Genomic DNA, 24,412 nt, shown 5'->3' with positions numbered 1-24,412 from the left:
GCCGTTTGAGCTGCGAAGTGAGACGCTGCTCCCACCATTTACGTGACCTACGTCTCCGGTTTCTCGCTGTCCAGCGGAACGGCCTCGCCGCGAATGAGTCCGAGCTGGACGCCCTGCCGGCCGAGGATCGAGTCGAGCAGCCAGTCACTGGCCACCCGCACCCGGTTCCCGGGCATCGACAAAAGGTGATAACCGCGGGTGACCACCTTGGCCGGCAAGCCCTTGATCGGCACGCGCAGCGGGTTGGCGGCCGAGTCGAGGCCACCGAGATCGACGACGAAGCCGAGATCGTGGTGCTTGTACGGACGCCGCCGCCCGCGGCCGTAGGAGGCGGCGATGTTCCGCGCCGCGGTCACACCGTGCCGGACGGCGTGCTGCGCGGTCATTCCGGTGAGCCGGCCGGGCATGGTCAGGTCCGGCACCGCGGCGGCGTCGCCGATCGCGTAGACATCGGGATAGCCGGGAACGGTGAGGAACTCGTCGACGACCAGCCGGCCTTCCCGGGTCTCGAGCCCCAGATGCTCGACCAGCGGGTCGGGCCGCACTCCGACGCACCAGATCAGCGACCGGGTCGGGACGAACTCCCCGGTGGACAGTCGCACGCCGTCGGCGGTCGCCTCCTGCACGCTGGTCCCGGTGAGGACCTCCACGCCGCGCCGTCGCAGCACCTCGTCGGCGGCGTCGGCGAGCCGGTGGTCGAGCGACGGCAACACCCGGTCGGCCGTCTCCACCAGCAGCCAGCGCGGCCGGCCGTGCAGACCCGACCATGGCTTGGCCAGGTCCTTCGTGTAGAGCACGCCCTGCGCCGCGACCTCGGTGCCGGTGTAGCCGGCGCCGACCACGACGAACGTGCACCGCGCCGTGCACTCGGCGTCGCTGCTCGCGCCGGCCGCCATCTCGATCTGCCGGGTGATGTGATCGCGCAGGTAAAGGGCCTCGTCCACGCCGCGGAAGCCGTGCGCGTGCTCGGTCAGGCCGGGCACCGGCAGCAGTTTGTTGACGCTGCCGGCCGCGATGACCAGCCGGTGATAGCCGATCCGCCCGGCGCCGCCCTCGGGGTCGGTGTAGCTCACCGTCCGGCCGTCGAGATCGAAGCCGTCCACCTCGCCGAGGATCAACCGCACGCCGGGCAGCGCCGCGTTGATCGAGACGGTGACCCGCCGGGGCTCGAGCAGCCCGGTCGCCACCTCGGGCAGCAGCGGCAGGTAGAGGAAGTAGTCGGTCGGGTTGATGATGACGATCTCGGCGCCGCCGCGGGACAGCTTGGCGAGGTGCCGGGCGGCGGTGAAGCCCGCGAAGCCCGCGCCGACGATCACGATCCGGGGACGTGCCATGCCGGTCCTCCGTTCCTGCACGCGTGAACCCGACGCTAGCGAATGACGGGGCCGCCGCGTATGACGCCGAACTCATGACCGTTCGGCCGATCCTCGAAATCGACCGAACGGCCGTCGCCCGCCGGGCGACATATTGGCGTCTGAGTATGTGCCGGGCGGTGCCCACACGGGGAGGCATCGAACGGCGGCCCACGGATTGCTGGGGCGATCATGGCGGGAGGGGGGAGACGTGAGTGCCATCGCGGTGGTTGAACCGCGTGGGTACGCTCACGTTTCCCGCCACCCCTCGATCGGACACCTGGGATTGGACGCCCGAGAGGCCGACTATGCGCATTTCGTCCGCACGCGGACGCACGCATTGTTGCGCTCGGCGTACCTTTTGACCGGAGATCAACACTTGGCGGAAGACCTGGTGCAGGAGGCACTCGCGCGTACGCACCGGGCCTGGCTCCGCCTGGAGAGGCCGGAGCACGCCGAGGCGTACGCCCGCAAGGTCATGTATCACGCCCAGGTTTCCCTCTGGCGGCGTCCGAAGGTCGCCGAGGTCCTGCCGGGCGAGATCGAGTCCGGCGACGCCGGCGACGCTGGGTCGACCGAAGACGTGGCCGAGGCCACCGTCCAGCGGGTCGCCCTGCGCCGGGCGCTGCTGGCGCTCACCGCCAAGCAGCGTGCCGTCATCGTGCTGCGCTACTTCGAGGACCACACCGAGGCCGAGGCCGCCCAGCTGCTCGGCGTCTCGGTCAGCACCATCAAGACGCAGACCGCCCGGGCCCTCGACCGGCTTCGCACGCTCGTGCCCGACCTACGGGTTCTCACTTCGGAGCAGCAGCGATGACCGATCCCCTGCGCGACTCGCTGCACGGACTGGCCGACGTGGTCGAGCCGGTCGACCTCTACGACCGGGCCGTCCGCCGCTCGCGCCACATCGCCCGCCGGGAGGCCACGGTCGGCACGGTCGCCGCCCTGCTCGCGATCGGGCTGCTCGCCAGCGGCCTGTGGCGCATGCCGGACGATGACGCGCACGAGGCGCCGCCATTCGCGCTGCGCTCCTCGCCGGCCCACATGATCGACCCCGAGCCGGTTCCGCTGCCCTCGGTCACCCACCGCGCGCCGACGCCGACCCACCACCACAGCAGCGCCCCAGCCAAGCCGGAGAAGCGCCGCAAGAACCAGCCGCCGGCCGCCCGGACCACCCCCAAGCCCGAGTCGCGCGCGCTCGCCGACCTGCCCGGCCACCTCTTCTACCAGCAGACGACGCCGGAGCCCGACATCGTGCGGCTGTCACCGTCCGACGGCGGCATCGAGACCGTGCTGCCCAAGGCGCCGTCCGCGGTCGGCATCTCGCCCGACGGCCGGAGCATCGCGTACGCGGTGGGCGGCACACTGCTGATCGCCCAGACCGCCAAGACCCGAGGCGGCCAGGCACCCCCCCACGCGGGACAGGCCGGCGACGAGCAGGCCGAGCCGGTCGCCACCGGGGTGAGCACCGCCGCCCAGGCCCCCGCCTGGTCTCCCGACGGCGACCGGCTGTTGGTCAACGCCAGTACCCCGGCCGTCCTGCAGGTCGGCTCCCGCACGCTCACCCCGCTCGCCGCCGGCCTCGCGGACGGGCGACACTTCCGCTGGTCGGGCGACGGCACGAAGCTGGTCTACGCGACCACGTACTGCGGCCTGAAGGTTGCGGCCGGCGGCACGGACACGACGGTCCCGGTCATCGGCGACCTGCGCCCGATGGACAATCCGGACGGGCTGGCGGCCTGCAAGCCGACGAGCGTCGATGCGACCGGCGACCACGTCACCGTGCAGCTGCAGACCACCGGGCAGCTCGGCGGCGGCGACGGGCCGGAGATCGGCGACGCGGTGGTCGACACGGTCACCGGCGACGTGCTGCCGCTGCCGGTGACCGGGAGCGTGGTCGGCGTGATCTTCGCCCCGGACGGCAACCTGCTGGTGCGCACCCGGCACGACGACGAGACGCGGCTGTCGCTGTTCACCCCGTCCGGCAAGCTCCTGGTCCAGGCGGTCGAGCCGGCCGCCGTACGAGATCTGAACCTGCTCGCCTACACCCGCTAGAGCTAGCCCTTCTTCCGGCCGAACAGCTTGAACCCCCGCTTCTTGGGCTCCGGATCGCGGGTGGCCTCGCCGTTGAGCACCGCCAGCCGATGCTGGGCCACCGAGTTCTCCGGGTTCATCCGCAGCGACGTGAGCAGCGCCTGCCGGGCCTGGTCGAGGTGGCCGAGCGACTCCAGCGCGACCCCGTGGGTGAAGTAGTAGTGCGGCTCGTTCGGGTCCAGCCCGATCGCCGTGCGCGCGGCCTGCTCGGCGTCGGCGAAGCCGCGGTCGGCCGCGAGCAGCGCCCACGCCACCCGGTCGTGCCACTGCGGGTTGACCGGCTCGACCACCACCGCGCGGTAGGCCATGGTGACCGCCTCGTCGTGCCGGCCCATCTGGCTCAGCGCGCGGCTCGCCGTGGCCAGCGCCCGCGCGTTCTCCGGGTCCAGGGCGACGGCCTTGGTCGCGGCGTCGAGCGCGACCGCGTTCTCGTCCAGTGCCAGCCGCAGCCGGGCCATCAGGTTCCAGCCCTCGACCGAGGAGGGATCGGCGGCGAGCACCGGCTCGAGCGCGGCGACCGCCTGCGCGGGGTCCATCCGCTCGAAGAGCGCGACCGCCCGGGCGATGCCGAGCTCGGTCCCGGTTTGCGCCTCGGTGCCGGCTCCGGCTCCGGGTTCGACGCGCCGCCCGGCGGCCGACTGCGGCCCCGATGCGGGCTGGGCGGAGTCGGGAGGCACGAGGATATTGTCGGTGCTTTACCGGATTTGAGGGCGCAATTCGCCATTCCCGGCCGTGATTTCGCCGGTGTTGTCGCCATCGGCGCGCCGGCTCAGCGGGGCGCGCCACGGCGGGCGCGGCGGCGGCGCACGATCACGACGAGGCAGCCGACGGCGGCCGCCACCAGCACCAGCGCGGCGATCGACATCCACCAGCGGGCGTTGGTGGCGGTTACCTCGAGCACGATCGCCGCGAGCATGAAGACGATGACCGCCCACCACAGCGCGATGGTCACCCGGTCGGCGGGCGTGCCGATCCCGGCCGCGCGCACGTGCGCGTTGGTGGCCGAGACGGTGAGCAGCCGGACCGCGAATCCGCCGACCGCGGCCACGCCGAGCAGCCACGGCAGCCAGCCGGCCGGGGCGACGGTGGCGGCCAGCAGCAGGGCGAGGCAGACGCCGGCCCCGATCGCGGCGATCCGCTGCCGGCCCTGGGTCAGCACGGTGACCAGGTACGCCCGCAGGGTGCGGTCGAGCCGGGCCACGAAGTAGGCGGCGAACGCCACCGGCACCAGGGCCGCCACACCGGCCAGCACCCGCGCGCCGCCGACCGAGAACGCGGTCATCCGCCAGCCGACGTAGGCGAGGATGGCCAGCAGCACCGCGGTGTAGACCAGGAACCGGCGCAGGGCCACGTCGAGCATGAACCGGCTGGCCTGCTGGCGCGGATCGGCCCGCAGCGCGCCGGCCAGGCCGCTCGCGCCCCGGGCGAGCCGGCCCAGCGCGAACGGGTTGCGGTGCACGACGTCGAGGGTGGCGAGCTCGTGCTGGGCGACCGCGTTGTCCGGCTCCAGGGCGAGCGCGTCCCGCAGCGCCTGCCGGGCCCGGTCGGGGTAGTCGAGCTGCTTCATCACCATCGCGTACGTGATGCGGAAGTCGGCCTCGTTCGGATCGAGCTGCACCGCCTGGCGTGCCGCGTGCTCGGCCTCGACCCCGCGCCGGCCGTCGCCGAGCAGCGCCCAGGCCAGCCGGTTGTGCCGATAGGCGTTCTCCGGCTCCAGCCGCGCGGCCCGGCGGGCCACCTCGATCGCCTCGTCGTGCCGGTCGAGCCCGGTGTAGGCCCGGCTCAGCGCGCCCAGCGCCTCGGCCGACTCGGGCGCGACCAGCACCGCGTGGTGGGCGGCCTGGTACGCCAGGTCGGGCTTCTTGAGCGCCAGCTGCGCGTGCGTCATCAGCACCAGGGCGCGCACGTTGTCCGGCTCGGCGACCAGCACCGGGCCGAGCAGCTCGGCCGCGGCCCCGGCGTCACCGCGCTGGAACTGCGCCGCCGCCATCGCGACGGTCGTGCCGGCGTCGGTCATCGGGACCTCACGGCTGCGACTGGGTGGGCAGCCAGCCGGCCGACCGGGTGTGGTCGTGCGGTTCGAAGTACGGCATCACGGCGAACGCGCGGACCGGGAACGTGCCGACGCCGCTGATCCGCGGGGGCGCGGCGGTGAACCGGGCGCCGGTCGGCGGCAGCTCGGCCAGCCCGGTGAGGTGCTCGACGATCGGGATGCCGGCGGCCAGCAGCGCGGTGTGCGCCGGCCGCTCGCCGCCGCTCGCCGCCGACGTGTCGTCGACGTTGACCGAGTCGATGCCGACCAGCGCCGCCCCGCGCTCGACCAGCAGGCGGGCGGCGTCCGGAGCGAGGTAGGGCGCGTCCACCGCGTACTGCGGGGTGCCGAAATGCCGGTCGCCGCCGGTGTGCAGCAGCACCGCGTGCCCGGCCAGGTTGAGCGGCTCGAGGTCGTCGGCCTCGACCGTCCGCCGGCCGGTGCCGACGATGCGCACGACCACGGCCGGCAGGTCCGCGAGCCGTTCGAGCGGCAGGCCGGCCAGGTCGGCGCCGTCGGGATAGCGGTGGCGCGGGCTGTCGAGGTACGTGCCGGTCGGACCGACCATCTCGATCCGCTCCATGCTGAACTCGGTGCCCGGCGCGTAGCGCGAGCGCGAGTCGGACCAGGTCAGGTGCGGGCTGATCACCGGGGCGGGGAGGCCGGGGTACGTGGTGAGCCCGTCCGCGATCACGTGACTGAGCTCGACGTACCGGGTGCGGACCGCCGACCGGACCCCGACGGTCACGGCCGGCTCGGCGAAGACGCGAACCGAGTCGAGATCGACCCGCTCGACGTCGCGCAGGCCGAGCGACGCCACCAGCAGCATGGCGATCTCGGCGTGGGTGACGTCGGCGTGCGGCACGTCCACGCACAGGCCGCCGGCCCGCACGCTGCCGCCGCCGACGAGGGTGACGGCGGCGTCGAGCTCCGCCCGGTACTGCAGCACGGCTGGTCCCCTATCGCAGTTCGATGATGGCTTCCACGATCAGCCAGATGCCGAAGATAGCGAAGAGCGCAGCGGCGCCGTACTTGATGACCTTCTCCGGCAGGTGCCGGCCGAGCAGGCGGCCGACCAGGATGGCCAGCGCGTCGGCGGCGACCATGCCGAGCGTCGAACCGAGCCAGGTGCCGAACCAGCCGTGCTGGGTGGCCAGCGTGATCGTCGCGAGCATCGTCTTGTCGCCCAGCTCGGCCAGGAAGAACGCGCCGCCGACGGCGAGGATGGCCGATCCGGTCGTCCGGTCGGCCTTGTTCTTCTCGTCCTCGGTCAGCTCGTCGCCGCGCAGCGTCCAGGCGCCGAAGACGAGGAACGCGATGCCGGCGATCAGCGAGATCCAGCCGGTCGGCAGGGTGGCGCCGAGCCCGTAGCCGATGCCGACCGAGACCGCGTGCACGACGGCGGTGGCCACGGTGATGCCGATCAGCACCGGCACCGGCCGGAAGCGGGTCGCGAAGGTCAGCGCCATCAGCTGCGACTTGTCGCCGAGCTCGGCCACGAAGATGACCGCGAAGCTGAGCGCGAAGGCCGCCAGAATTCCGTTCACAAAAAACTCCCGGTTATCAGGCCGGGAGGAGGTGCGCCGGGCGACCTCGACCCGGCCGTCGTTTCAAGACAGCCAAGTCGAAGGTCTCGCTCGCCCCCTCGCGGAGGCCGCGCGGCCGGACGCCCCTCATGCGACGTCAGTATGTCGACCGCGACATTGGGAGCTACTCCCCTTCGCAGGATCGATCATACCCGCCTCATCCGGGCATCCGGCCGGACGTGTCCGGAGTCACCGGCTCGTGAGCAGCTTTTCCACCTGGACCCGCAGGTCGGCGGCTCGCTTGGCGGTCGCGTCGCCGCCGCCGTTGGCCGGGTTCGGCTTCGGGATCGCCGGGCAGCGCTTGTCCGAGCGCTCACCCTTCAGCCGCTTCGGCAGCTTTCCGGTGGCCAGGTAGGCGGCGATCGTGTCGTCGACACACTCGTCGCCGAAGAGCGAGCCGGCGTGCGTGGTGCCGTTGACGCCCTCGATCAGCGCCGAGCGCGGGAACCGCTTGCGGGCCTCGAGGGCGCCGTCGAACGGGGTGGCCGCGTCCAGCGTCTCGCTCATCAGCAGGATCGGCGCCACGGTCTCGCCCGAGACGGTCGTCGGGATCCCCGGCTTGCCAGCCCAGTTCCGGCACGGCGCGTTGTACCAGGCGTTGGCCCAGGTCTCAAACGGCGCCCGGCGGTGCACCGCCCAGTTGTCCGAGCGCCACTTCGTCCAGCTCACCGGCCACTGCGCGTCGGTGCACTGCACGCCCAGGTAGATCGCGTACCCGTTGTCGGCGCCCTTCTCCTGCGGGTTGTTCTTGTCGTAGAGCTTCTTCAGCAGCTGCGGGTCGTGCTTGCGGACCCACGCGCTGAACGCCTGCGCGATCTCCTCCCAGCCGAAGACGTAGTAGCCGGCCTGCAGGAAGACATCCGTGAGCTCGGACGGGCCGATCACCCCGGCGGCCGGCTCGGCGGCCAGCTTCGCGCGCTCGGCGTAGTAGCGCTTCTCCACGGCCCGGCCGGTGCGGCCGAGGTGGTAGATCCGGTCGTACTTCGCGACCCAGTTGAAGTAGATCTTGATGTTGCGGTCGAACGCGATGTCCTGGTCGAGGTTCGAGTCGTACCAGACGCGGGACGAGTTCACGACGCCGTCGAGGACCATCCGGCGGACCCGCGACGGGTACGTGGTGGCGTAGACCTGGCCGAGATATGTCCCGTACGAGAAGCCGTAGAAGTTGATCTGCGTGGCGCCCAGCACGAGCCGGATGCTCTCCATGTCGCGCACGCTGTCCTGGGTCTTGAGGTGGTCGAGCAGCGGGCCGCCGGCCTTGGCGCAGTCCTTGGCGTAACCCTCGGCGCGCTTGAGCCACGCCGTCTCGATCGCGGCCGTCCTCGGCAGGTAGTCCGGCCGCCGGTAGCCCGCGTAGTCGCTGTCACAGCTCAGTTGCGGCTTGCTGGCGCCGACACCCCGAGGGTCAAAACCGATCCAGTCGTACGCGTCACCCGCGCCCTTGGGCACCAGCGAGCCGAGCACCGCGAGGCCCTGGCCCTTCGCACCCGGCCCGCCCGGGTTGACCAGCATGATCCCCTGGTACTTGTCGTCCGGGACGGTGTGCTTGATCCGGGAGATGGCCAGCTGCAGGGTCGGCCCGTCCGGGTTCTTGTAGTCGATCGGCACGGTGACGAAGCCGCACTGGGCCTTGCGCGCGACCAGCGACGGGTCGCTGCACGTGCCCCAGGTGAGCTGCGGGTCCCCGCTCCGGCGCCGCGCCTGGTCGGCCTGGGCCGGATTCGCCGCGGCGCAGGTCACCGCGAGGGCGGCCGTGACCGCCGCCGCCAGAAGTCTTCTCATGTCCGCCTCTCGTGTCCGATTCGCCCCATATGCTGCGGCGTGGACGGCCACTTCGGGGACCGCCCACGCCGGGGTGACACAAGAAAGACTGTTCGGATTACCGCGTTCGGCATCACCCGGCGGCCCGCGCCGCGCGCCGGCGTAAGCAGAGCGGCTCTGCTCACCTCCGGTCAGCGCGGCCGCCGCGGCCCTTACGACCGGCGGAGGCGCTGGGCGCCGAGCGCGACCGCACCGAGGGCGGCCACCACCAGGCCGTAGACCAGGGCCGTCGGGTGCAGGCCGAACGACGTGGCGGCGAACCCGGCGACCACGGCCGGCAGGCTGAACGCGGTGTAGGCGATGACCAGCGCGACCGCGAACAGCTCGCCGCGCTCGTGCGGGGCGGCCAGGACGGCCAGCGTGCCGAACGAGGCCAGCGCCGAGGCGCCGAAGCCGATGCCGGAGACGACCGTGCCCGCGGCGGCCAGCGTGACGCTCTCCCACTCCAGGCCGGCCACGCTGATCACCGAGCCGGCCGTCAGGAACGCCCCGGCCAGGGCCAGGACGCGCGGGGTGGGCAGCTTCCGCATCGCGTACGAGGTGATCGCGCCGGTGCCACAGAGCAGCGTGACCACCAAGCCGCCGACCAGGTGGTTGGTGAGGCCGAAGACACCGGCCGCGACCGACGGGCCGAGCGACAGGTAGAGGCCGCCGATCGCCCAGCTGGCGATGATGATCGGGGCGAGCGCGAGCACGTCGGCGCGCAGCCGGGCCGGGACGCCGAGCTTGGGGGCGAGCGAGGCGACGGCGCCGGGGCGGCGGGCCGAGGTCTCCGGGATGCGGGCCACCACGAACGCGGCCAGCAGCATGGCGACCAGCAGGAGGGCCCAGACCAGGTGGGTGGGCTCGGGGGCGAACTGGACCAGGGCGCCGCAGCCGAGGGCGCCCACGGCCAGCCCGGCGACCGGGGCGATGCCGTTGATCAGGCCGGCCCGGCCGGGCGCGTGCGGCGGGTTCAGGTCGACCAGCGCCGCGCCGAGCGTGGTGAGCGCGGCCCCGGTCGCGATGCCCTGCAGCAGCCGGGCCACCAGGAGCACGGTGACGTCGCCGGCGGTCAGGAAGAGCGCGAACGAGGTCACCTCGAGCGCGATGGCGGCGGCCAGCACCGGCCGGCGGCCGACGTGGTCGGAGAGGGCGCCGAGCACCAGCAGCGCGCCGATCAGGCCCAGCACGTAGACGGCGAAGACCACCGTGAGCGTGGTCGCCGAGAAGCCCCAGAGGTGCTGGTAGACGACGTAGAGCGGGGACGGCGCGGCGGAGGCGGCCGCGAAGGTCACGAAGATGGCGGCGATCGCCGCGAACGCGACCGGGCGGGACAGCCGGCGGCTTCGGCTTTGCACAGCCGGCCGGGTGTCGGCAACGGTGGTCATGAGGCGATTCCTCCCGACGGATGAACAGACAGGTCTGTCTGCTTAGCCGAGACTAGACAGACCTGTCTGGTATCGTCAACTCCATGTCCGCCGCATCACCGTCCACCACCCGCCGGCCGTCCGCTCGCGAGCGCCTGCTCGCGGCGGCCGACGAGCTGTTCTACGCCGAGGGCGTGCACACCGTCGGCATCGACCGCATCATCGAGCGGGCCGGGGTCGCCAAGGCCTCGCTCTACAGCTCCTTCGGCAGCAAGGAGGAGCTGGTCCGGGCCTATCTGGAGAACCGGCACGAGATCCGCCGGAACCGGATCAGGGCCGGCCTCGAGCGCTTCGACAACCCGCGCGACCGGCTGCTCGGCGTCTTCGATGTGCTGGCCGAGGTCACCGCCACCCCCGGCTTCCGGGGCTGCGCCTTCTACAACGCCAGCGCCGAGTCGGTGGCCGAGGGCGGCGCGGTCGAGCAGGTGTCGAACGCGAACCGGGCCTGGACCCGGGGCCTGTTCACCGAGCTGGCTCGGGACGCCGGGGTCGCCGACCCGCCGGCCCTCGCCGACCAGCTCATGATCCTTTACGACGGCGCCTCGGTCGGCGCCCGGATGGACAAGCACTCGGCGGCCGCCGCGCTGGCCCGGGGCGTGGCCGCGCGGCTGGTCGACGCCGCTCTGGCCGGGGAATGAGGGTGCCCGCCGAACCGGCGGGCACTCTCCACTCCACCAGGTCGCTCTACTTGGTGCCGACCTCGACGTCGTCGAGCGGCTCGGCCACTCCGGTCGCCGGGGACAGCGGCTGCGCGTCCGAGACCTCGGACTTCACCTCGGACTCGCGCGCGACGAACCCGCCCGCCGGGCCGCCCGCGACCCGCTCGGCGGCGACCGCCGGCGCCGGCTTCCGGCTGCGGAACAATGAGGCGACCGCGCCGACCACCAGCAGGCCGATGGCCATCCAGAAGACGATCACCAGGCCGTCGTGGAACGGCTCGGCGATCAGCCGCGGGAAGAACTCGAGGCCGGTCAGGTTGGCCGCGTTGGCGGCCGGCAGCGCGCCGAGCACCTGCGGACCGAGCAGCTCGCCGATCGGGTTATACCCGAGGAACGCGGCGAACAGCGTGCCGACCGGCGGCAGCTGGGCGATCGCGTCCGCGGTGGCGGCCGGTACGCCCTGCGCCGTCAGGCCGCTGGAGAGGGTGGACGGGAGCGAGCTCGCCAGGCCGGCCACCATCAGCGAGAAGAAGATGCCGATCGAGAGCACCTGGCCGGCGTTCTGGAAGGTGGCCCGCATGCCGGAGGCGGCGCCGCGCATGTTGGCCGGCACGCTGGACATGATCAGTGACGTGTTCGGCGCCGCGAACAGGCCGCCGCCGAGGCCGTTCACGAAGATCAGCGCGGCGAACACGAGGTAGTTGAAGTCACCCGGCAGCGCCAGCAGCCCGAGGAACGAGGCGGCCATGACCAGCAGGCCGCCGGCCGCGAACGGGCGCGGCCCGAACTTGTCGGACAGGTAGCCGGCGAGCGGGCCGGCGGCGAGGAAGCCGATCGTCATCGGCACGAGGTAGATGCCGGCCCAGAGCGGGGTGGACTCGTAGTCGTACCCGTGCAGCGGCAGCCAGATGCCCTGCAGCCAGATGATCAGCATGAACTGGAGACCACCGCGAGCCACGCTGGCCAGCAGGTTCGCCGCATTGCCGGTGGTGAATCCGAGGTTCTTGAACAGCTTGAGCGGGAACATCGGCTCGGCGACCTTGGTCTCGATGATGCCGAAGGCGACCAGCACGGCCGCGCCGCCGATCAGGCCGAACAGGACCCACGGATTGGTCCAGCCCATCGTGTGCCCGCCGTACGGCTGAATCCCGTACGTGATGGCGGCGAGGACGGCCGTCAGCCCGACCGCGAAGGTCGCGTTGCCCCACCAGTCGATTTTCGCGGGCCGGCGCTGGCCGGTGTCGTGCAGCGACCGGTACGCCCAGATGGTGCCCAGCACGCCCAGCGGGATGTTGACCCAGAAGATCGACCGCCAGTCCCACTCGGCGAGCACACCACCGAGCACGAGACCGATGAACGAGCCGGCCAGGGCCGAGACGATGTTGACGCCCAGCGCCATGCCCCGCTGCTCGGCCGAGAACGCGTCGGTGATGATCGCGGCCGAGTTGGCCATCAGCATCGCGCCGCCGACCGCCTGCAGCACCCGCCAGCCGATCAGCCAGATCGCGCCGCCGCCCCCGTCGAACGGGTCGAGCGACAGGATGATCGAGGTGATCGTGAAGATCGCGAAGCCGGCGTTGTAGATCTTGACGCGGCCGTACATGTCCCCGAGCCGCCCGAGCGTGACCACCAGGACGGCGGTGACGAGCATGTAGCCCATCAGCATCCAGAGCAGGTAGCTGACGTTCCCGGCCTCGAGCGGGTTGAGGTGGATGCCCTTGAAGATCGCCGGCAGTGAGATCAGCACGATCGACGAGTTGATCGTGGCCAGCAGGTTGCCGAGCGTGGTGTTCGACAGCGCGACCCATTTGTAGCGCGGGTGATCCACAGTGAGCACGCGGGTGACCTCTTAACTTGTCTGTTACTGGGAGTCGTTCAGCAGCTCGCTGAGCCGGTCGAGCGCGGGCAGCGCGGCCACGATCGCCGCATGGTCGTTCTCGGGAAGCTGCTCGAGCAGGGCGGCGAGCGCTCGGGTGCGCCCCTCGCGCCGGCGGGCCACGGCCGACCGGCCCTCCTCGGTGATGCTGACGACCACCGCCCGGCCGTCACCGGGATCGCTGCCCCGGCGGGCCAGGCCCTCCTTTTCCAGGCGGGTGACCAGCTGCGTCATCGCGGGCTGGCTGACACCCTCGGGCGCGTGCAGCTCGCACAGCCGCTGCGGGCCGTTGCGCTCCAGGCGGCGCAGGGTCGACGCGGCGGTCAGGCTCAGACTCTCGCGCGGGGTGAGCCGGCGCAGCACCTCGTAGAAGCGCTCGAAACCGGCCGCGATGGCCGCGTCCTCGTCCGAGATGGTGACTGTCTGCCGCACTCCGTTTTTATATCACTGGCTTATACAACTTTTCCCGGCCGAGTGATGAAGCACTCATTGCCGCGGAACACGCAATTCGCCCAAACGTGCCGCGTTGCGCTGTCGTCCGCAGCGCGGCCCGGGTGACAGCATGCCGTCATGGACGAGCAGACCTTCTGGGACCTGGTCGACCGGCTCGGCCACGACCCGGCCGACTTCGACCGACTGGCCGACGAGCTCTCCGACCACGGCGCCGCGGACATCCGGGACTTCGCCGACCACCTGGCCCGCGCGCTGCACGCGCTGGACACACCCGCCCACTACCGCGCGGTGGCGACCTCGGGGGCTTCCTTTCTGGGCGTACGCTGCGCGGCCGTCGCCGCCGGCGCCACGGCGTACCGGCGGGTGCTCAGTGCCCCGTCCGCGCTCGCGTCCTATGCCCACCGACCGGGAAGCCAGCTGCTGCCCGTCGCCGAGCGAGCGTTCCGCACCTCGACCCGGGGCGACTGGCAGCACCGGACCGCGGTCAGCACGCGTACCGGATCGAACGTCGCCGCCTGGGGCGACTCCTGGCTGCACCCGCAAATGGGCACCACCACGACCACCGCCGAGGGTCGCGCGCCGCAGGACTACATGGTCGCGCTGCGGCACGTGGCGCTCACCCTCGACGGCGACCCGACCTGGCGCTCGTGGTGGCGGCAGTCCGGCCTGTCCGCCTGCGAGCTGGGCATCGTGGCCGAGGGCAAGCTCGACCACCTGCGGCCCAGCGCCGACATCCGCCGCTGCGGAGACAGCCTGCGGGCCAACTTCACCTGCGCGCTGCCGACCGAGGGCATGGACCTCTCGGCGCTGGCCGCGGCCGAGGTGCGGGCCATGTTCGAGGTCATTCGCCAGGCGATGTCGATGCCCGGCCTGCCGCCCACTCCCCCGGTGCCGACGCTGCCGGCCGACGTGCCCGAGGTTCCGGTCACCACCAAGCCGCTGCCGGAGCTGCCGGCCGAGCTCGAGCCGCAGGGCTATCTGACCCTGGCGCAGATCCAGGAGTTCTTCGGCTGAGCCGTTCTGCGTCCGCCTTGACCTTCACCTTGGGGGAAGCCACACGGTAGGTCGTGCCGGTCACCGGGATCGGCACGAGGAGGATGACGGCGTGGATCTGCTGACGATCGGCGCGTTCGCCCGCGCGGCGCGGCTGACCCCGAAGGCGTTACGCCTGTACGACGACCTGGGACTGTTGCCGCCCGCGGCGGTCGACCCCGAGTCCGGCTACCGGCTGTACGACCCGGAGCAGCTCGCCCACGCCCGGCTGATCGGCCGGCTGCGCGAGATCGGCATGCCGCTGGCCGACATCCGTACGGTGTGCGACCTCGACCCGGCGGCCGCGGCCGACGCGGTCACCGCCTACTGGCGACAGGTCACCGCCGGCAACGCGACCCGGGCCCGCCAGGTCGCACTCCTCGTCGAGCACCTGGGAAAGAGGAGCGCCACCATGTCCCTCCGCTACGCCGCCCGCGTCGACGCCGGCCACGCTCGCGACACCAACGAGGACGCCGCCTACGCCGGCGACCGCCTGCTGGCCGTGGCCGACGGCATGCGCGGCCCGGCCGGCGGCGCCGCGAGCGCCGCCACGATCGAAGCCCTGCGCACCCTCGAACCGTCGGACGAGCCGGCCGCCGCGCTGCTCACCGCCCTGACCGTGAAGCTGAACGAGATCGACGGCGACCTCCGCGCCACCTCCGGCGTCACGACGCTGACCGCCCTGGTCCGCCGCGGCACGCAGCTCGCCCTGATCCACATCGGAGACAGCCGCGCCTACCTGCTGCGCGGCGGTGAGCTGACCCAGCTGACCCAGGACCATACGTGGGTACGCGACCAGGTCGACCACGGCAAGCTGACGCCCGCCGAGGCCGCCGCCCATCCGCAGCGCGCGTTGCTGACCCGGGCCCTGGGCGCCGGACCGCAGCCGGTCGAGGCCGACCTGGCTCTGCGCACCGCCCTGCCCGGCGACCGTTACCTGCTCTGCTCGGACGGCTTGTCGGCGTCGGCGCCTCGCGACGCCTTGCTGGCCGCCCTGTCCTCGGGCGCCGCACCCGACGAGACCGCCGACCGCCTGGTGGCACTGGCCCACGAGGCCGGCGCCCCCGACAACATCGCCGTGGTGGTGGCCGACGTCGCGCAGGCTTAGCCGCTCAGCCGTGGTTCTACTCCGTGGGGAAGAGCAGCTCGTCCAGGGCCGACTGGGTCAGCGGCTCGGCGAAGTAGTACCCCTGCCCCAGCTCGCAATTGCCGCCGGCCAGGGACGTCAGCTGGCCCGCGTGCTCGATGCCCTCGGCCACCGTCGACAGCTGCAGCGCCCGGCCCAGCTGGATGATGCCATGGGTCAGCGCGGCCGCGGTGGGCTCGTCGACCACGTCGTCCACGAAGGACTTGTCGATTTTGATGATGTCGACCGGGAACTGGCGCAGGTAGGCCAGCGACGAGTAGCCGGTGCCGAAGTCGTCGATCGCCAGGCGCACGCCCAGAGCCTTGATGGCCTTCAGGCGGTCCAGCGTCTCGGGGCGGTGGTCGACCAGCAGCGACTCGGTCAGCTCGAGGACCAGGCGGTCGGCGGGCAGGGCGCTCGCGTCCAGGGCCGACTGCACCACCTGGGGCAGCACCGCCTGCTCGAGCTGTACGGCGGAGATGTTGACGCTGACCGTGAGCGGGCGGCCGGCGCGGCGGGCGTTCCAGTCGGCGATGCGTCGGCAGGCCTCGCGCAGCACCCACTCGCCGATCGGGACGATCAGGCCGGTCTCCTCGGCCAGCGGGATGAAGTCGACCGGTGGGACCACGCCCCGGGTCGGGTGGTTCCAGCGGATCAGGGCCTCGACGCCGGTGATGTCGCCGCTGGTCAGGTGGACGATGGGCTGGTAGCGCAGCTCGAACTCGTGCCGCACGACGGCTCGGCGCAGGTCGGCCTCGAGGTCGATGGTGAGCTGGAAGGCCTCGCGCAGGGCCGGCTCGAACACCTCGAACTTGTCCTTGCCGTGCTTCTTCGCCTGGTACATCGCCAGGTCGGCGTCGACCATCAGCTCCGGTACGCCGTGCTCGCCCGGACGGCTGTAGGCGATGCCGATGCTGGCGCTCACGTACGCCTCGGTGCCGTTGATCCGGAACGGCTTGCGCAGCTCCTCGAGCAGCCGGGACGCCACCGGCGCGGCCTCGCCGGCGTCGTTCAGGCCGGGCAGCAGCACCGCGAACTCGTCGCCGCCCAGGCGCGCGGCGGTGTCGCCGTCGCGCAGACACGAGCGGATGCGGTCGGCCACGCCGATCAGCAGCACGTCGCCGGCGGCGTGGCCGAGCGAGTCGTTGACGACCTTGAAGCGGTCGAGGTCGATGAACAGGACGGCGGCGCCGCGGGAGGTTGCCGCCAGGGCCTCCTCCATGCGGGTCTGGAACAGCGAACGGCTGGGCAGGCCGGTCAGCGAGTCCAGGAACGCCTGGTTCATCGCCTCCAGCGTGCGCGCGTCGGTCAGCGCCAGGCTCAGGTGCTCGGCGAACGCCCGCAGCGTCTCCTGGTCGGTCTTGTCCCAGCTGCGGGCCTGGCTGTACATGCCCACCGTGAGGCAGCCGACGGCGCGGCCGTTCTCGTGCACGGGGGTGGCCATGACGGCGTGCAGCTGGGCCTTGGCCATGGCCGGAATGACGATCGGGGAGATCGTGTAGTCCTCGACCATGACCAGCTCGTCCCCGAGGACGGCCAGCCCGGAGACGCCGGCCGCGACCAGCGGCACGCGCTGGACCTCAGCCTGGACCGCGACCGGCACGCCGCTCGCGGCGGTCATGCTGCCGGTGGCCGGGTCGTCCCGGTCGACCAGGTTGAGCGTGGCCATCTCCACGTCGAGCAGCTCCCGGGCCGACGCGGTGACGAGGCCGAAGATCTGGTCGAGGGGTAGCCGGCGCGCTATCGCCCGCTGGATCTCGGTGAGCTTCTCGAACAGGCGCTGCCGCTGCTGGAGGGAGTCGAGCAGGCGGTCGTTCTCCTCGGCGTGCCGGCGCTCGGACTCGAGCGTCCGCAGCGAGCTGAGGCTGAGCTCGAGGACGCGGGCCATGCCGCGCAGCAGGCAGACCTCCTCGGCGGTGAAGGCGACGGTCGCCGGCTCGCCGCGGCGGCCGAGCACGAGCAGGCCGGCGTCGTCCTCGCCGATGGTGGCGAAAGTGACCGAGTACGGGTGGCCGGCGATCTCGACGGCGCCCCGGCGACCGGCGGCGATCTCCAGCAGGGCGTACGCGGGCACGTCGTCCTCGGCGACGCCGATCGCGGCGACCACGCCCTCGTCGATCAGCAGCACCGCCAGGTCGGCACTCAGCGCGCGGGCGGCGCAGTCGACGGCAGCGTGGTACGCGGCCGGACCGCCGGGCCGGTCGGCGACCACGGAAAGGAACTCCGTCAGTTGCTGCGTCGCTAGCACGGTTCTCCAGTCGGCCGCGCCTCGCGGCACTTGAGCGAAAGCCCGTTGCGCACACCGCGGGCAGGAAGCGGTCACGGTTCCGCACGAAACGGTCAGGCAATTTGTCGGTTGCCGACGGTTAGAGCCCGTATTGTGCCGCATGGGCGCGTGGCTCAACCGGGCAAGACCACAACAAAGTTGCCCGGTCAGTGATGCGGACCACAGGTTTCTCCGGTGTTACAAATAGTCCACGGTTAACCGGCGCCGGAGGTGCGTTTTGAATGCGGACGAGCGACAGCACCAGATCGTCGCCCTGGCCCGCCGCGCGGGCGAGGTCAATGTCGCCAAGCTCGCCGCCGAGTTGACCGTCTCCGCCGAAACAATTCGCCGCGATCTGCGGCTGCTGGAAAAGCACGGTCTCATCCGGCGTACGCACGGCGGGGCGTATCCGGTGGAGACTGCGAAATTCGAGACCGACCTGGCCATCCGGACCACGCGCGGGGTACCGGAGAAACGCCGGATCGCGGCCGCGGCGGCCGCCCTGATCGGCGACGCCGAGACGATCTTCATCGACGAGGGCTTCACTCCGCAGCTCATCGCCGAGGAGCTGCCCACCGACCGGCCGCTGACCGTGGTGACCGCGTCGCTCAACACCGCGGCCTGGCTGGCCGCGTCCACGCCGGCCACGGTGCTGCTGCTCGGGGGCAGGGTACGCGGCCGGACGCTGGCCACCGTCGACCACTGGGCCGCCAACATGCTCGCCGGCTTCGTGATCGACCTGGCCTTCGTCGGCGCCAACGGGATCTCCCGGGAGGCCGGGCTCACCACCCCCGACCCCGCGGTCGCCGACATCAAGTCGCACGCCGTGCGGGCCGCACGCCGGCGGGTCTTCGTCGGCATTCACACGAAATTCGGCGTGCGCACGTTCTGCAAATTCGCCGAGATATCGGATTTCGAATCACTGGTCACGGACACCGCACTGCCGGTCTCCGAGGCGCACCGCTATGCCCGGCTCGGGCCACAGGTGATCCGGGTCTAGAAGCGTAACTCCCCCCATAACCACGCCGTTTTCGAATAAAACGGAGGATCCACCATGCCCAGAAAACTCGCGATAGCGGCGCTCGGCCTGTTGCTGGTCACGGCCGGCTGCTCGGGCGCCGGCTCGACCGGCGGCAGCAGCGGCGGCGGCGGCGGCGACAACACGATCACCGCCCTGATGGTCGGCAACCCGCAGATGGAGGACATCCAGAAGCTGACCGCCGACAACTTCACCAAGCAGACCGGGATCACCGTCAAGTTCACGATCCTCCCGGAGAACGAGCTTCGCGACAAAGTCACCCAGGACGTGGCGAACCAGGGCGGCCAGTACGACGTGGCGACCGTCGGCGCCTACGAGGTGCCGATCTGGGCCAAGAACGGCTGGCTGCACGAGCTGTCGACCCAGGCCCAGGCCGACGCGTCGTACGACGCCGGCGACCTGCTCAAGCCGATGGTCCAGTCGCTGACCGGCGAGGACGGCAAGATGTACGCCGCACCGTTCTACGGCGAGTCGTCCTTCCTCATGTACAACAAGCAGATGTTCGCGGCCAAGGGCCTGACCATGCCGGAACACCCGACGTGGGCCCAGGTGGCCGACTTCGCGGCCAAGCTCAACGACAAGGGCAAGGGCGTCGCCGGGATCTGCCTGCGCGGGCTGCCGGGCTGGGGCGAGCTCTTCGCGCCGCTGACGACGGTCGTCAACACGTACGGCGGCACCTGGTTCGAGAAGGACTGGACGCCGAAGGTCAACGCGCCCGAGTTCACGGCGGCGACCAACTTCTACGTCGACCTCGTGCGCAAGTACGGCGAGTCGGGCGCACCGCAGTCCGGCTTCACCGAGTGCCTGAACACGTTCGGTCAGGGCAAGGCCGCCATGTGGTACGACGCCACCTCGGCCGCCGGCACGCTCGAGGACAAGAACGCCAGCAAGGTCGCCGGCAACGTCGGCTACGTCTACGCGCCGGTCAACAAGACCGAGTACTCCGGCTGGCTGTGGACCTGGGCGTGGGCGATGCCCAAGACCACCAAGAAGGCGGACGCGGCCTGGAAGTTCATCTCCTGGGCGACCAGCAAGGACTACGAGAAGCTGGTCGGTGAGAAGCTGGGCTGGTCGCGGGTTCCGTCGGGCAAGCGCACCTCGACGTACTCGATCCCCGAGTACAAGGATTCGGCGAAGGCGTTCGCCGACGTCACCCTCGGCTCGATCGAGCACGCCAACCCGCAGAACCCGGGCCTGCAGCCCCGGCCCGCGCTCGGCGTGCAGTTCGTCGGCATCCCCGAGTTCGCCGACCTCGGCACCAAGGTGTCGCAGGAGGTGAGCGCCGCGATGACCGGCAGCACAACGGTCGAGAAAGCCCTGGCCGACGGCCAGAAGCAGGCCGAGAACGTGGCGAAGAACTACAAGTAGATGACTACCACGGTGACCCGGCCGGACGTGCGGGCAGTACCGCCCGTCCGGCCCAACCAAGGCAAAGAGCGCTGGATACGCCGGGCGCCGCTGCTCCCGGCCCTGATCTTCGCGATCGTCATCACCCAGATCCCGTTCCTCTACACCCTCTACCTCTCGACGCTGCACTGGAACGCGCTCAAGCCGGGCAAGCACGAGTTCATCGGGCTGGACAACTACGTCACCGTCCTGACCGACGCCCGGCTGCGCGCGGCCCTGGTCAACACCGTGGTGCTCACGGCCGGCGCGGTGATCTTCTCGATGATCCTGGGCCTGCTGCTGGCGCTGCTGCTCGACCGCAGCTTCTTCGGGCGGTCGGTGGTGCGGACGCTGCTGATCACGCCGTTCCTGGTGATGCCGATCGCGGCCGCCCTGCTCTGGAAGCACGCCATCTTCAACCCGGCGTACGGCCTGCTCAACGGCATCTTCGGCGGCTCGACCGACTGGATCTCGTCGTACCCCAAGGGCGCCGTCATCACCACGCTGGTGTGGCAGTGGACGCCGTTCATGATGCTGATCCTGCTGGCCGGCCTGCAGTCGCAGTCGAACGAGGTGATCGAGGCGGCCCGGGTCGACGGCGCGAGCGCGTGGCAGATCTTCCGCCGGATGACCCTGCCGCACCTGCGCCAGTACCTCGAACTGGGCGGGCTGCTCGGCTCGATCTACCTGGTCAACACGTTCGACGCGATCTTCAGCATCACCCAGGGCGGTCCGGGCACGGCGACGACCAACCTGCCGTACGAGATCTACCTGACCACCTTCCGCAAGTTCGAGTACGGCGAGGCGTCGGCGGCCGGCGTGATCGTGGTGATCCTGACGATCATCGTGGCCACGTTCGCGCTCCGGGTCATCTCCAGCCTGTTCAAGATGGAGGAGAACCGGTGAGAGCTCGCCTGAACAACACGATCTGGGGCACCGTGGCCTGGATCGCCGGGATCGTCTTCGTCTTCCCGGTGATCTGGATGGTGCTGACCAGCTTCAAGCAGGAACAGGACGCGGCCAGCAACCCGCCGGCCTGGGTGTTCACACCGACCCTGCACCAGTACGAGCAGGTCTTCGACCGCAACATCACGCCGTTCCTGCTGAACTCGCTGATGGCCAGCGTCTTCTCCACGCTGCTCGTGATCGCGCTGGCGACGCCCGCGGCGTACGCCCTCTCGCTCAAGCCCGTCGCGAAATGGACCGACTCGCTGTTCTTCTTCATCAGCACCAAGATGATGCCGGCCGTCGCGGCGCTGCTGCCGATCTACCTGCTCTCCAAGCACCTCGGCATGCTCGACAACATCTGGACGATGGTCATCCTCTACACGGCCATGAACCTGCCGCTCGCGGTCTGGATGATGCGGTCGTTCCTGCTCGAGGTGCCGCGCGAGGTGCTGGAGGCGGGCGAGGTGGACGGCGCGTCGCTGCCCACCTCGATCCGGAAGATCATCATGCCGATCGTGTCGCCCGGCCTCGCGGCCACGGCGCTGATCTGCTTCATCTTCGCCTGGAACGAGTTCTTCCTGGCGGTGAACCTGACCGCGACCAACGCCGGCACCGCGCCGATCTTCCTGGTCGGGTTCATCTCCTCCGAGGGCCTCTTCTTGGCACGGCTCTGCGCGGCGGCCACGCTGGTCTCGTTGCCGGTGCTCATCGCCGGCTGGCTGGCGCAGAACAAGTTGGTACGAGGCTTGTCGATGGGAGCCGTCAAGTGAGAGCAGCCGTCGTCGTGACCCCGGGAAAGATCGAGATCGCCGAGGTGCCGGACCCGTCGCCGGGCCCGCTCGAGGTGGTGGTCAGGCCGGCCGCCGTCGGCATCTGCGGCACCGACCTGCACATCATGGACGGCGAGTTCGCCCCCGCGTTCCCGATCGTCCCGGGGCACGAGATGGCCGGCGAGATCGTGGCGGTCGGGTCGGAGGTGACCGGCTACGCCGTCGGTGACCAGGTCGCCGTCGACCCGTCGCTGTACTGCGGGCACTGCTACTACTGCAAGCGGGCCCGGGGCAACCAGTGCGAGAACTGGGGCGCGATCGGCGTGACGGTGACCGGGGGCGCGGCCGAATATCTGGCCGCGCCGATGGCCAACCTCTTCAAGCTGCCCCCGGCGTTGGCAGCGCGGGATGCGGCCCTGATCGAGCCGCTGTCGTGCGCGGTGCGCGGCTTCGACGTGCTGCCCCGGCAGATGGCCTCGGCGTACCTGATCTACGGGTCGGGGACGATGGGGCTGATGATGATGGAGCTGGCCAAGCGGGCCGGCGCCGAGTCGGTGTCCATCGTGGACCTCAACCCGGAACGGCTGGCGACGGCCGAGCGGCTCGGCTGCTCGGCCGCGGTCACCTCGGCCGACGAGCTGGACGCGCCGCGCGGCTTCGACGTGGTCATCGACTGCACCGGGGCCGAGCCGGCCATCAAGGACGGTCTCCGGCGCGTCGGGCGGGGCGGGACGTTCCTCCAGTTCGGGGTGGCGGCCTACGACGCGCGGGTGGCGATCGAGCCGTACGAGATCTACCGCCGCGAGATCACCATCACCGGCTCGATGGCGGTGCTGCACAGCTTCGACCGCGCCGGGCGCATGCTGGCCGCCGGCGTCCTCGATCCATCGATCTTCGTCTCGCACCGATTCCCGCTGACCTCGTACGGGACCGCGCTCGAGCAGTTCCGCCGGGGCGAAGGCCGGAAGATCATGGTCGAACCATGAGTGAGTGAACCGGTACGTGTAGTTGTTATCCGGGCCGCCATCAGGCTCAATGGATCTGTGGGTACGCCCGATGAGTCGTCGCACCCCCTCGCCACGGGCCGCATCGGCGCGGCCGCCGTCACGTTCTTCGCGCTCGCCGCGACCGCGCCCCTCGCCGTACTGATCACCGTCGTGCCCGCCGCCTACGCCCGTGGCGGCGGGCCGCTGGTGCCGCTGACCTTCGTCGCGGTCGCGATCGTCCTGCTGGTGTTCGCGGCCGGTTACGCGGCCATGGCGCACCGGGCGCCGTACGCGGGCGCCCTCTATGCCTATGTCGCCCGCGGTCTCGGCCGGCCCGCCGGCGTGGCCGCGGCCGGGGTTGCGCTCGCCGCCTACACCGCCCTGCAGCTCGGCCTCTACGGCGTCGCCGGGGTCGCGGCCGCGCCGCTGGTGCGCAGCTGGTTCCACGTCGAGGCGCAGTGGTGGATGGTCGCGGCCGCCTGCTGGCTGATCGTCGCGCTCGCCGGCACGGTCCGGATCGAGATCGTCAGCGGGCTGCTCGCGCTGCTGGTGCTGGCCGAGATCGCGGTCGCGGTGGGCTTCGCCACGGCCAGCCTCATCGAGCCGGTCGGCCCCCGCCTGCCCGATCACCTTCCCGCCGTCGACCGGCCCGCGCTCGGCCTGCTGCTGGCGGCCGGGGCGCTCGCCTTCGCCGGCTTCGAGACGACCGGGACCTACGCCGAGGAGACCATGCGCCCGCGGAAGGAGGCGGGCCATGCGACGTACGCCTCGGTGGTGATCTTGGGTCTTGTTCTGGCCGGCACCGCGTGGTCGGTGAGCGTGGGCGCGGGACCGGCGCAGATCACCGCCCTGGCCCGCACCCGCGGCTCCGAGCTGCTCTTCGACCTGGCCGGCGCCCGCCTCGCGCCGTGGGCGGTCACGACCGGCCGGGCCGTGCTGCTCGCCGCCCTGGTCGCCGCGATGCTCGCGCTGCACAACGCGATCGCCCGCTATCTGTACGCGCTCGGCCGCGAGCGGGTGCTACCGGCCGCCCTCGCCACCACCGCGCGCCGCACCTCCGCCCCGCGCACGGCGTCGCTCGTCCAGTCCCTGATCGCCGGGCTCGCCATCGCGGTCGCGTACCTGGCCGGGGTGCGCTCACCCGGCATCCTCGCGCAGCGTCTCACCGTCGCCGGCGGGCTCGGCGTCCTCGTGCTGCTGCTCGCCACCTCGCTCGCCGCCCTGCTGCACCTCAACCGGGTGCCCGGCGGCGAGGGCGCGTGGGGACGGTTCCTGGCTCCGATCCTCGCCACCGTGGCTCTCGGTGCGCTGGCATGCCTGGCGTTCCGGAACCTCCCGTCGCTGCTCGGCGTGCCGTCCGAGTCCGCACTCGTCTGGCTGACGCCGGCCGGGATCGCCGCGGTGGCGGGGGCCGGTCTCCTGCACGGCGTCGTGCTGCGCGGCGCCCGGCCGGTGCTCTACGCCGGCATCGGCCAGGGCGGCACGGCCGTGGTCGTGACGCCGGCGCCGACACCACAGCTGCCGCGTCCCCGCGACCCGGGGGCGCACCGACCGGAACGGGTGAACCGCTAGGGAGG

At 71.4% G+C, this 24,412-nt stretch carries 21 protein-coding genes; 11 read left to right on the top strand and 10 right to left on the bottom strand.

The window, feature by feature from the left end; all coding sequences use genetic code 11:
* Nucleotides 1-47: 47 nt before the first annotated feature.
* Nucleotides 48-1,334, bottom strand: coding sequence for an NAD(P)/FAD-dependent oxidoreductase (locus tag ACQP2F_RS02400; protein WP_433300194.1), 1,287 nt, complete (start codon nucleotides 1,332-1,334; stop codon nucleotides 48-50).
* 304 nt (nucleotides 1,335-1,638) lie between these two features.
* Between ACQP2F_RS02400 and ACQP2F_RS02395 the strand changes: the two genes are divergently transcribed.
* Nucleotides 1,639-2,169 (top strand): SigE family RNA polymerase sigma factor, encoded by a 531-nt coding sequence (locus tag ACQP2F_RS02395; RefSeq protein WP_433300193.1) that lies wholly within the window; start codon nucleotides 1,639-1,641, stop codon nucleotides 2,167-2,169.
* The gene (locus tag ACQP2F_RS02390) at nucleotides 2,166-3,407 is read left to right on the top strand and encodes a TolB family protein (protein WP_433300191.1); all 1,242 of its coding nucleotides are present in this window, start codon (nucleotides 2,166-2,168) and stop codon (nucleotides 3,405-3,407) included. Before ACQP2F_RS02395 ends, ACQP2F_RS02390 begins: the two co-directional genes overlap by 4 nt.
* A gap of 2 nt (nucleotides 3,408-3,409) precedes the next feature.
* Here the strand turns inward: ACQP2F_RS02390 and ACQP2F_RS02385 are convergent, their stop codons facing one another.
* The 6 genes from ACQP2F_RS02385 to ACQP2F_RS02360 all read right to left on the bottom strand — a co-directional run bounded on the left by ACQP2F_RS02385 (nucleotide 3,410) and on the right by ACQP2F_RS02360 (nucleotide 10,255).
* Nucleotides 3,410-4,123, bottom strand: a complete 714-nt coding sequence (locus ACQP2F_RS02385) for a tetratricopeptide repeat protein (protein WP_433300189.1) — start codon at nucleotides 4,121-4,123, stop codon at nucleotides 3,410-3,412.
* Between the two features lie 92 nt (nucleotides 4,124-4,215).
* The gene (locus ACQP2F_RS02380; RefSeq protein WP_433300187.1) at nucleotides 4,216-5,463 is read right to left on the bottom strand and encodes a tetratricopeptide repeat protein; all 1,248 of its coding nucleotides are present in this window, start codon (nucleotides 5,461-5,463) and stop codon (nucleotides 4,216-4,218) included.
* 7 nt (nucleotides 5,464-5,470) lie between these two features.
* A complete protein-coding gene (locus tag ACQP2F_RS02375) occupies nucleotides 5,471-6,427 on the bottom strand; it encodes a cyclase family protein (RefSeq protein WP_433300186.1) in 957 nt (318 codons plus the stop codon).
* A gap of 10 nt (nucleotides 6,428-6,437) precedes the next feature.
* Nucleotides 6,438-7,025 (bottom strand): TMEM165/GDT1 family protein, encoded by a 588-nt coding sequence (locus ACQP2F_RS02370; RefSeq protein ID WP_433300184.1) that lies wholly within the window; start codon nucleotides 7,023-7,025, stop codon nucleotides 6,438-6,440.
* A 228-nt stretch (nucleotides 7,026-7,253) separates the two neighbouring features.
* On the bottom strand, nucleotides 7,254-8,846 hold the full coding sequence (locus ACQP2F_RS02365; RefSeq protein WP_433300182.1) for an alpha/beta hydrolase: 1,593 nt from the start codon (nucleotides 8,844-8,846) through the stop codon (nucleotides 7,254-7,256).
* 191 nt (nucleotides 8,847-9,037) lie between these two features.
* The gene (locus tag ACQP2F_RS02360; protein WP_433300180.1) at nucleotides 9,038-10,255 is read right to left on the bottom strand and encodes an MFS transporter; all 1,218 of its coding nucleotides are present in this window, start codon (nucleotides 10,253-10,255) and stop codon (nucleotides 9,038-9,040) included.
* A gap of 83 nt (nucleotides 10,256-10,338) precedes the next feature.
* Here ACQP2F_RS02360 and ACQP2F_RS02355 point away from each other — a divergent pair, with 83 nt between their 5' ends.
* Nucleotides 10,339-10,932 carry a TetR/AcrR family transcriptional regulator gene (locus ACQP2F_RS02355; RefSeq protein WP_433300178.1) on the top strand — a complete coding sequence of 198 codons (594 nt, stop codon included), beginning with the start codon at nucleotides 10,339-10,341 and terminating at the stop codon, nucleotides 10,930-10,932.
* A 46-nt stretch (nucleotides 10,933-10,978) separates the two neighbouring features.
* Here ACQP2F_RS02355 and ACQP2F_RS02350 read toward each other — a convergent pair whose 3' ends face one another.
* Complete coding sequence (locus ACQP2F_RS02350; protein ID WP_433300176.1) at nucleotides 10,979-12,790, bottom strand: MFS transporter; 1,812 nt, start codon at nucleotides 12,788-12,790, stop codon at nucleotides 10,979-10,981.
* A 24-nt stretch (nucleotides 12,791-12,814) separates the two neighbouring features.
* Entirely contained in the window at nucleotides 12,815-13,261 is a 447-nt protein-coding gene (locus tag ACQP2F_RS02345; RefSeq protein WP_433300174.1) for a MarR family winged helix-turn-helix transcriptional regulator, read from the bottom strand.
* A gap of 138 nt (nucleotides 13,262-13,399) precedes the next feature.
* On the opposite strand from ACQP2F_RS02345, the gene ACQP2F_RS02340 reads away from it, so the two are divergent.
* Nucleotides 13,400-14,296 (top strand): DUF4240 domain-containing protein, encoded by an 897-nt coding sequence (locus tag ACQP2F_RS02340; protein WP_433300172.1) that lies wholly within the window; start codon nucleotides 13,400-13,402, stop codon nucleotides 14,294-14,296.
* 91 nt (nucleotides 14,297-14,387) lie between these two features.
* Nucleotides 14,388-15,422 carry a MerR family transcriptional regulator gene (locus ACQP2F_RS02335; RefSeq protein ID WP_433300171.1) on the top strand — a complete coding sequence of 345 codons (1,035 nt, stop codon included), beginning with the start codon at nucleotides 14,388-14,390 and terminating at the stop codon, nucleotides 15,420-15,422.
* A 16-nt stretch (nucleotides 15,423-15,438) separates the two neighbouring features.
* Here ACQP2F_RS02335 and ACQP2F_RS02330 read toward each other — a convergent pair whose 3' ends face one another.
* Nucleotides 15,439-17,688 carry a putative bifunctional diguanylate cyclase/phosphodiesterase gene (locus ACQP2F_RS02330; protein ID WP_433300169.1) on the bottom strand — a complete coding sequence of 750 codons (2,250 nt, stop codon included), beginning with the start codon at nucleotides 17,686-17,688 and terminating at the stop codon, nucleotides 15,439-15,441.
* Between the two features lie 256 nt (nucleotides 17,689-17,944).
* Between ACQP2F_RS02330 and ACQP2F_RS02325 the strand changes: the two genes are divergently transcribed.
* From ACQP2F_RS02325 to ACQP2F_RS02300, 6 genes are read left to right on the top strand one after another with little or no spacing between them, the layout of a single operon-like run.
* Nucleotides 17,945-18,706 carry a DeoR/GlpR family DNA-binding transcription regulator gene (locus tag ACQP2F_RS02325; protein ID WP_433300167.1) on the top strand — a complete coding sequence of 254 codons (762 nt, stop codon included), beginning with the start codon at nucleotides 17,945-17,947 and terminating at the stop codon, nucleotides 18,704-18,706.
* Between the two features lie 54 nt (nucleotides 18,707-18,760).
* Complete coding sequence (locus ACQP2F_RS02320; RefSeq protein ID WP_433300165.1) at nucleotides 18,761-20,113, top strand: ABC transporter substrate-binding protein; 1,353 nt, start codon at nucleotides 18,761-18,763, stop codon at nucleotides 20,111-20,113.
* Nucleotides 20,114-21,037: a carbohydrate ABC transporter permease gene (locus ACQP2F_RS02315; protein ID WP_433300163.1), complete on the top strand. Its 924-nt coding sequence runs from the start codon at nucleotides 20,114-20,116 to the stop codon at nucleotides 21,035-21,037. It abuts the gene before it with no gap.
* Nucleotides 21,034-21,849, top strand: coding sequence for a carbohydrate ABC transporter permease (locus tag ACQP2F_RS02310; protein ID WP_433300162.1), 816 nt, complete (start codon nucleotides 21,034-21,036; stop codon nucleotides 21,847-21,849). Before ACQP2F_RS02315 ends, ACQP2F_RS02310 begins: the two co-directional genes overlap by 4 nt.
* Nucleotides 21,846-22,835: a zinc-dependent alcohol dehydrogenase family protein gene (locus ACQP2F_RS02305; RefSeq protein WP_433300160.1), complete on the top strand. Its 990-nt coding sequence runs from the start codon at nucleotides 21,846-21,848 to the stop codon at nucleotides 22,833-22,835. Before ACQP2F_RS02310 ends, ACQP2F_RS02305 begins: the two co-directional genes overlap by 4 nt.
* A gap of 57 nt (nucleotides 22,836-22,892) precedes the next feature.
* Nucleotides 22,893-24,407, top strand: coding sequence for an APC family permease (locus ACQP2F_RS02300; protein ID WP_433300158.1), 1,515 nt, complete (start codon nucleotides 22,893-22,895; stop codon nucleotides 24,405-24,407).
* Nucleotides 24,408-24,412 lie beyond the last annotated feature (5 nt).

The sequence above is a fragment of the Actinoplanes sp. CA-030573 genome (genome assembly GCF_050951115.1).
In the GTDB taxonomy this organism is placed as follows: domain Bacteria; phylum Actinomycetota; class Actinomycetes; order Mycobacteriales; family Micromonosporaceae; genus Actinoplanes.
The sequence above is the reverse complement of the archived record's forward strand: the minus strand, read 5'-3'. Positions and strand labels throughout refer to the sequence as shown.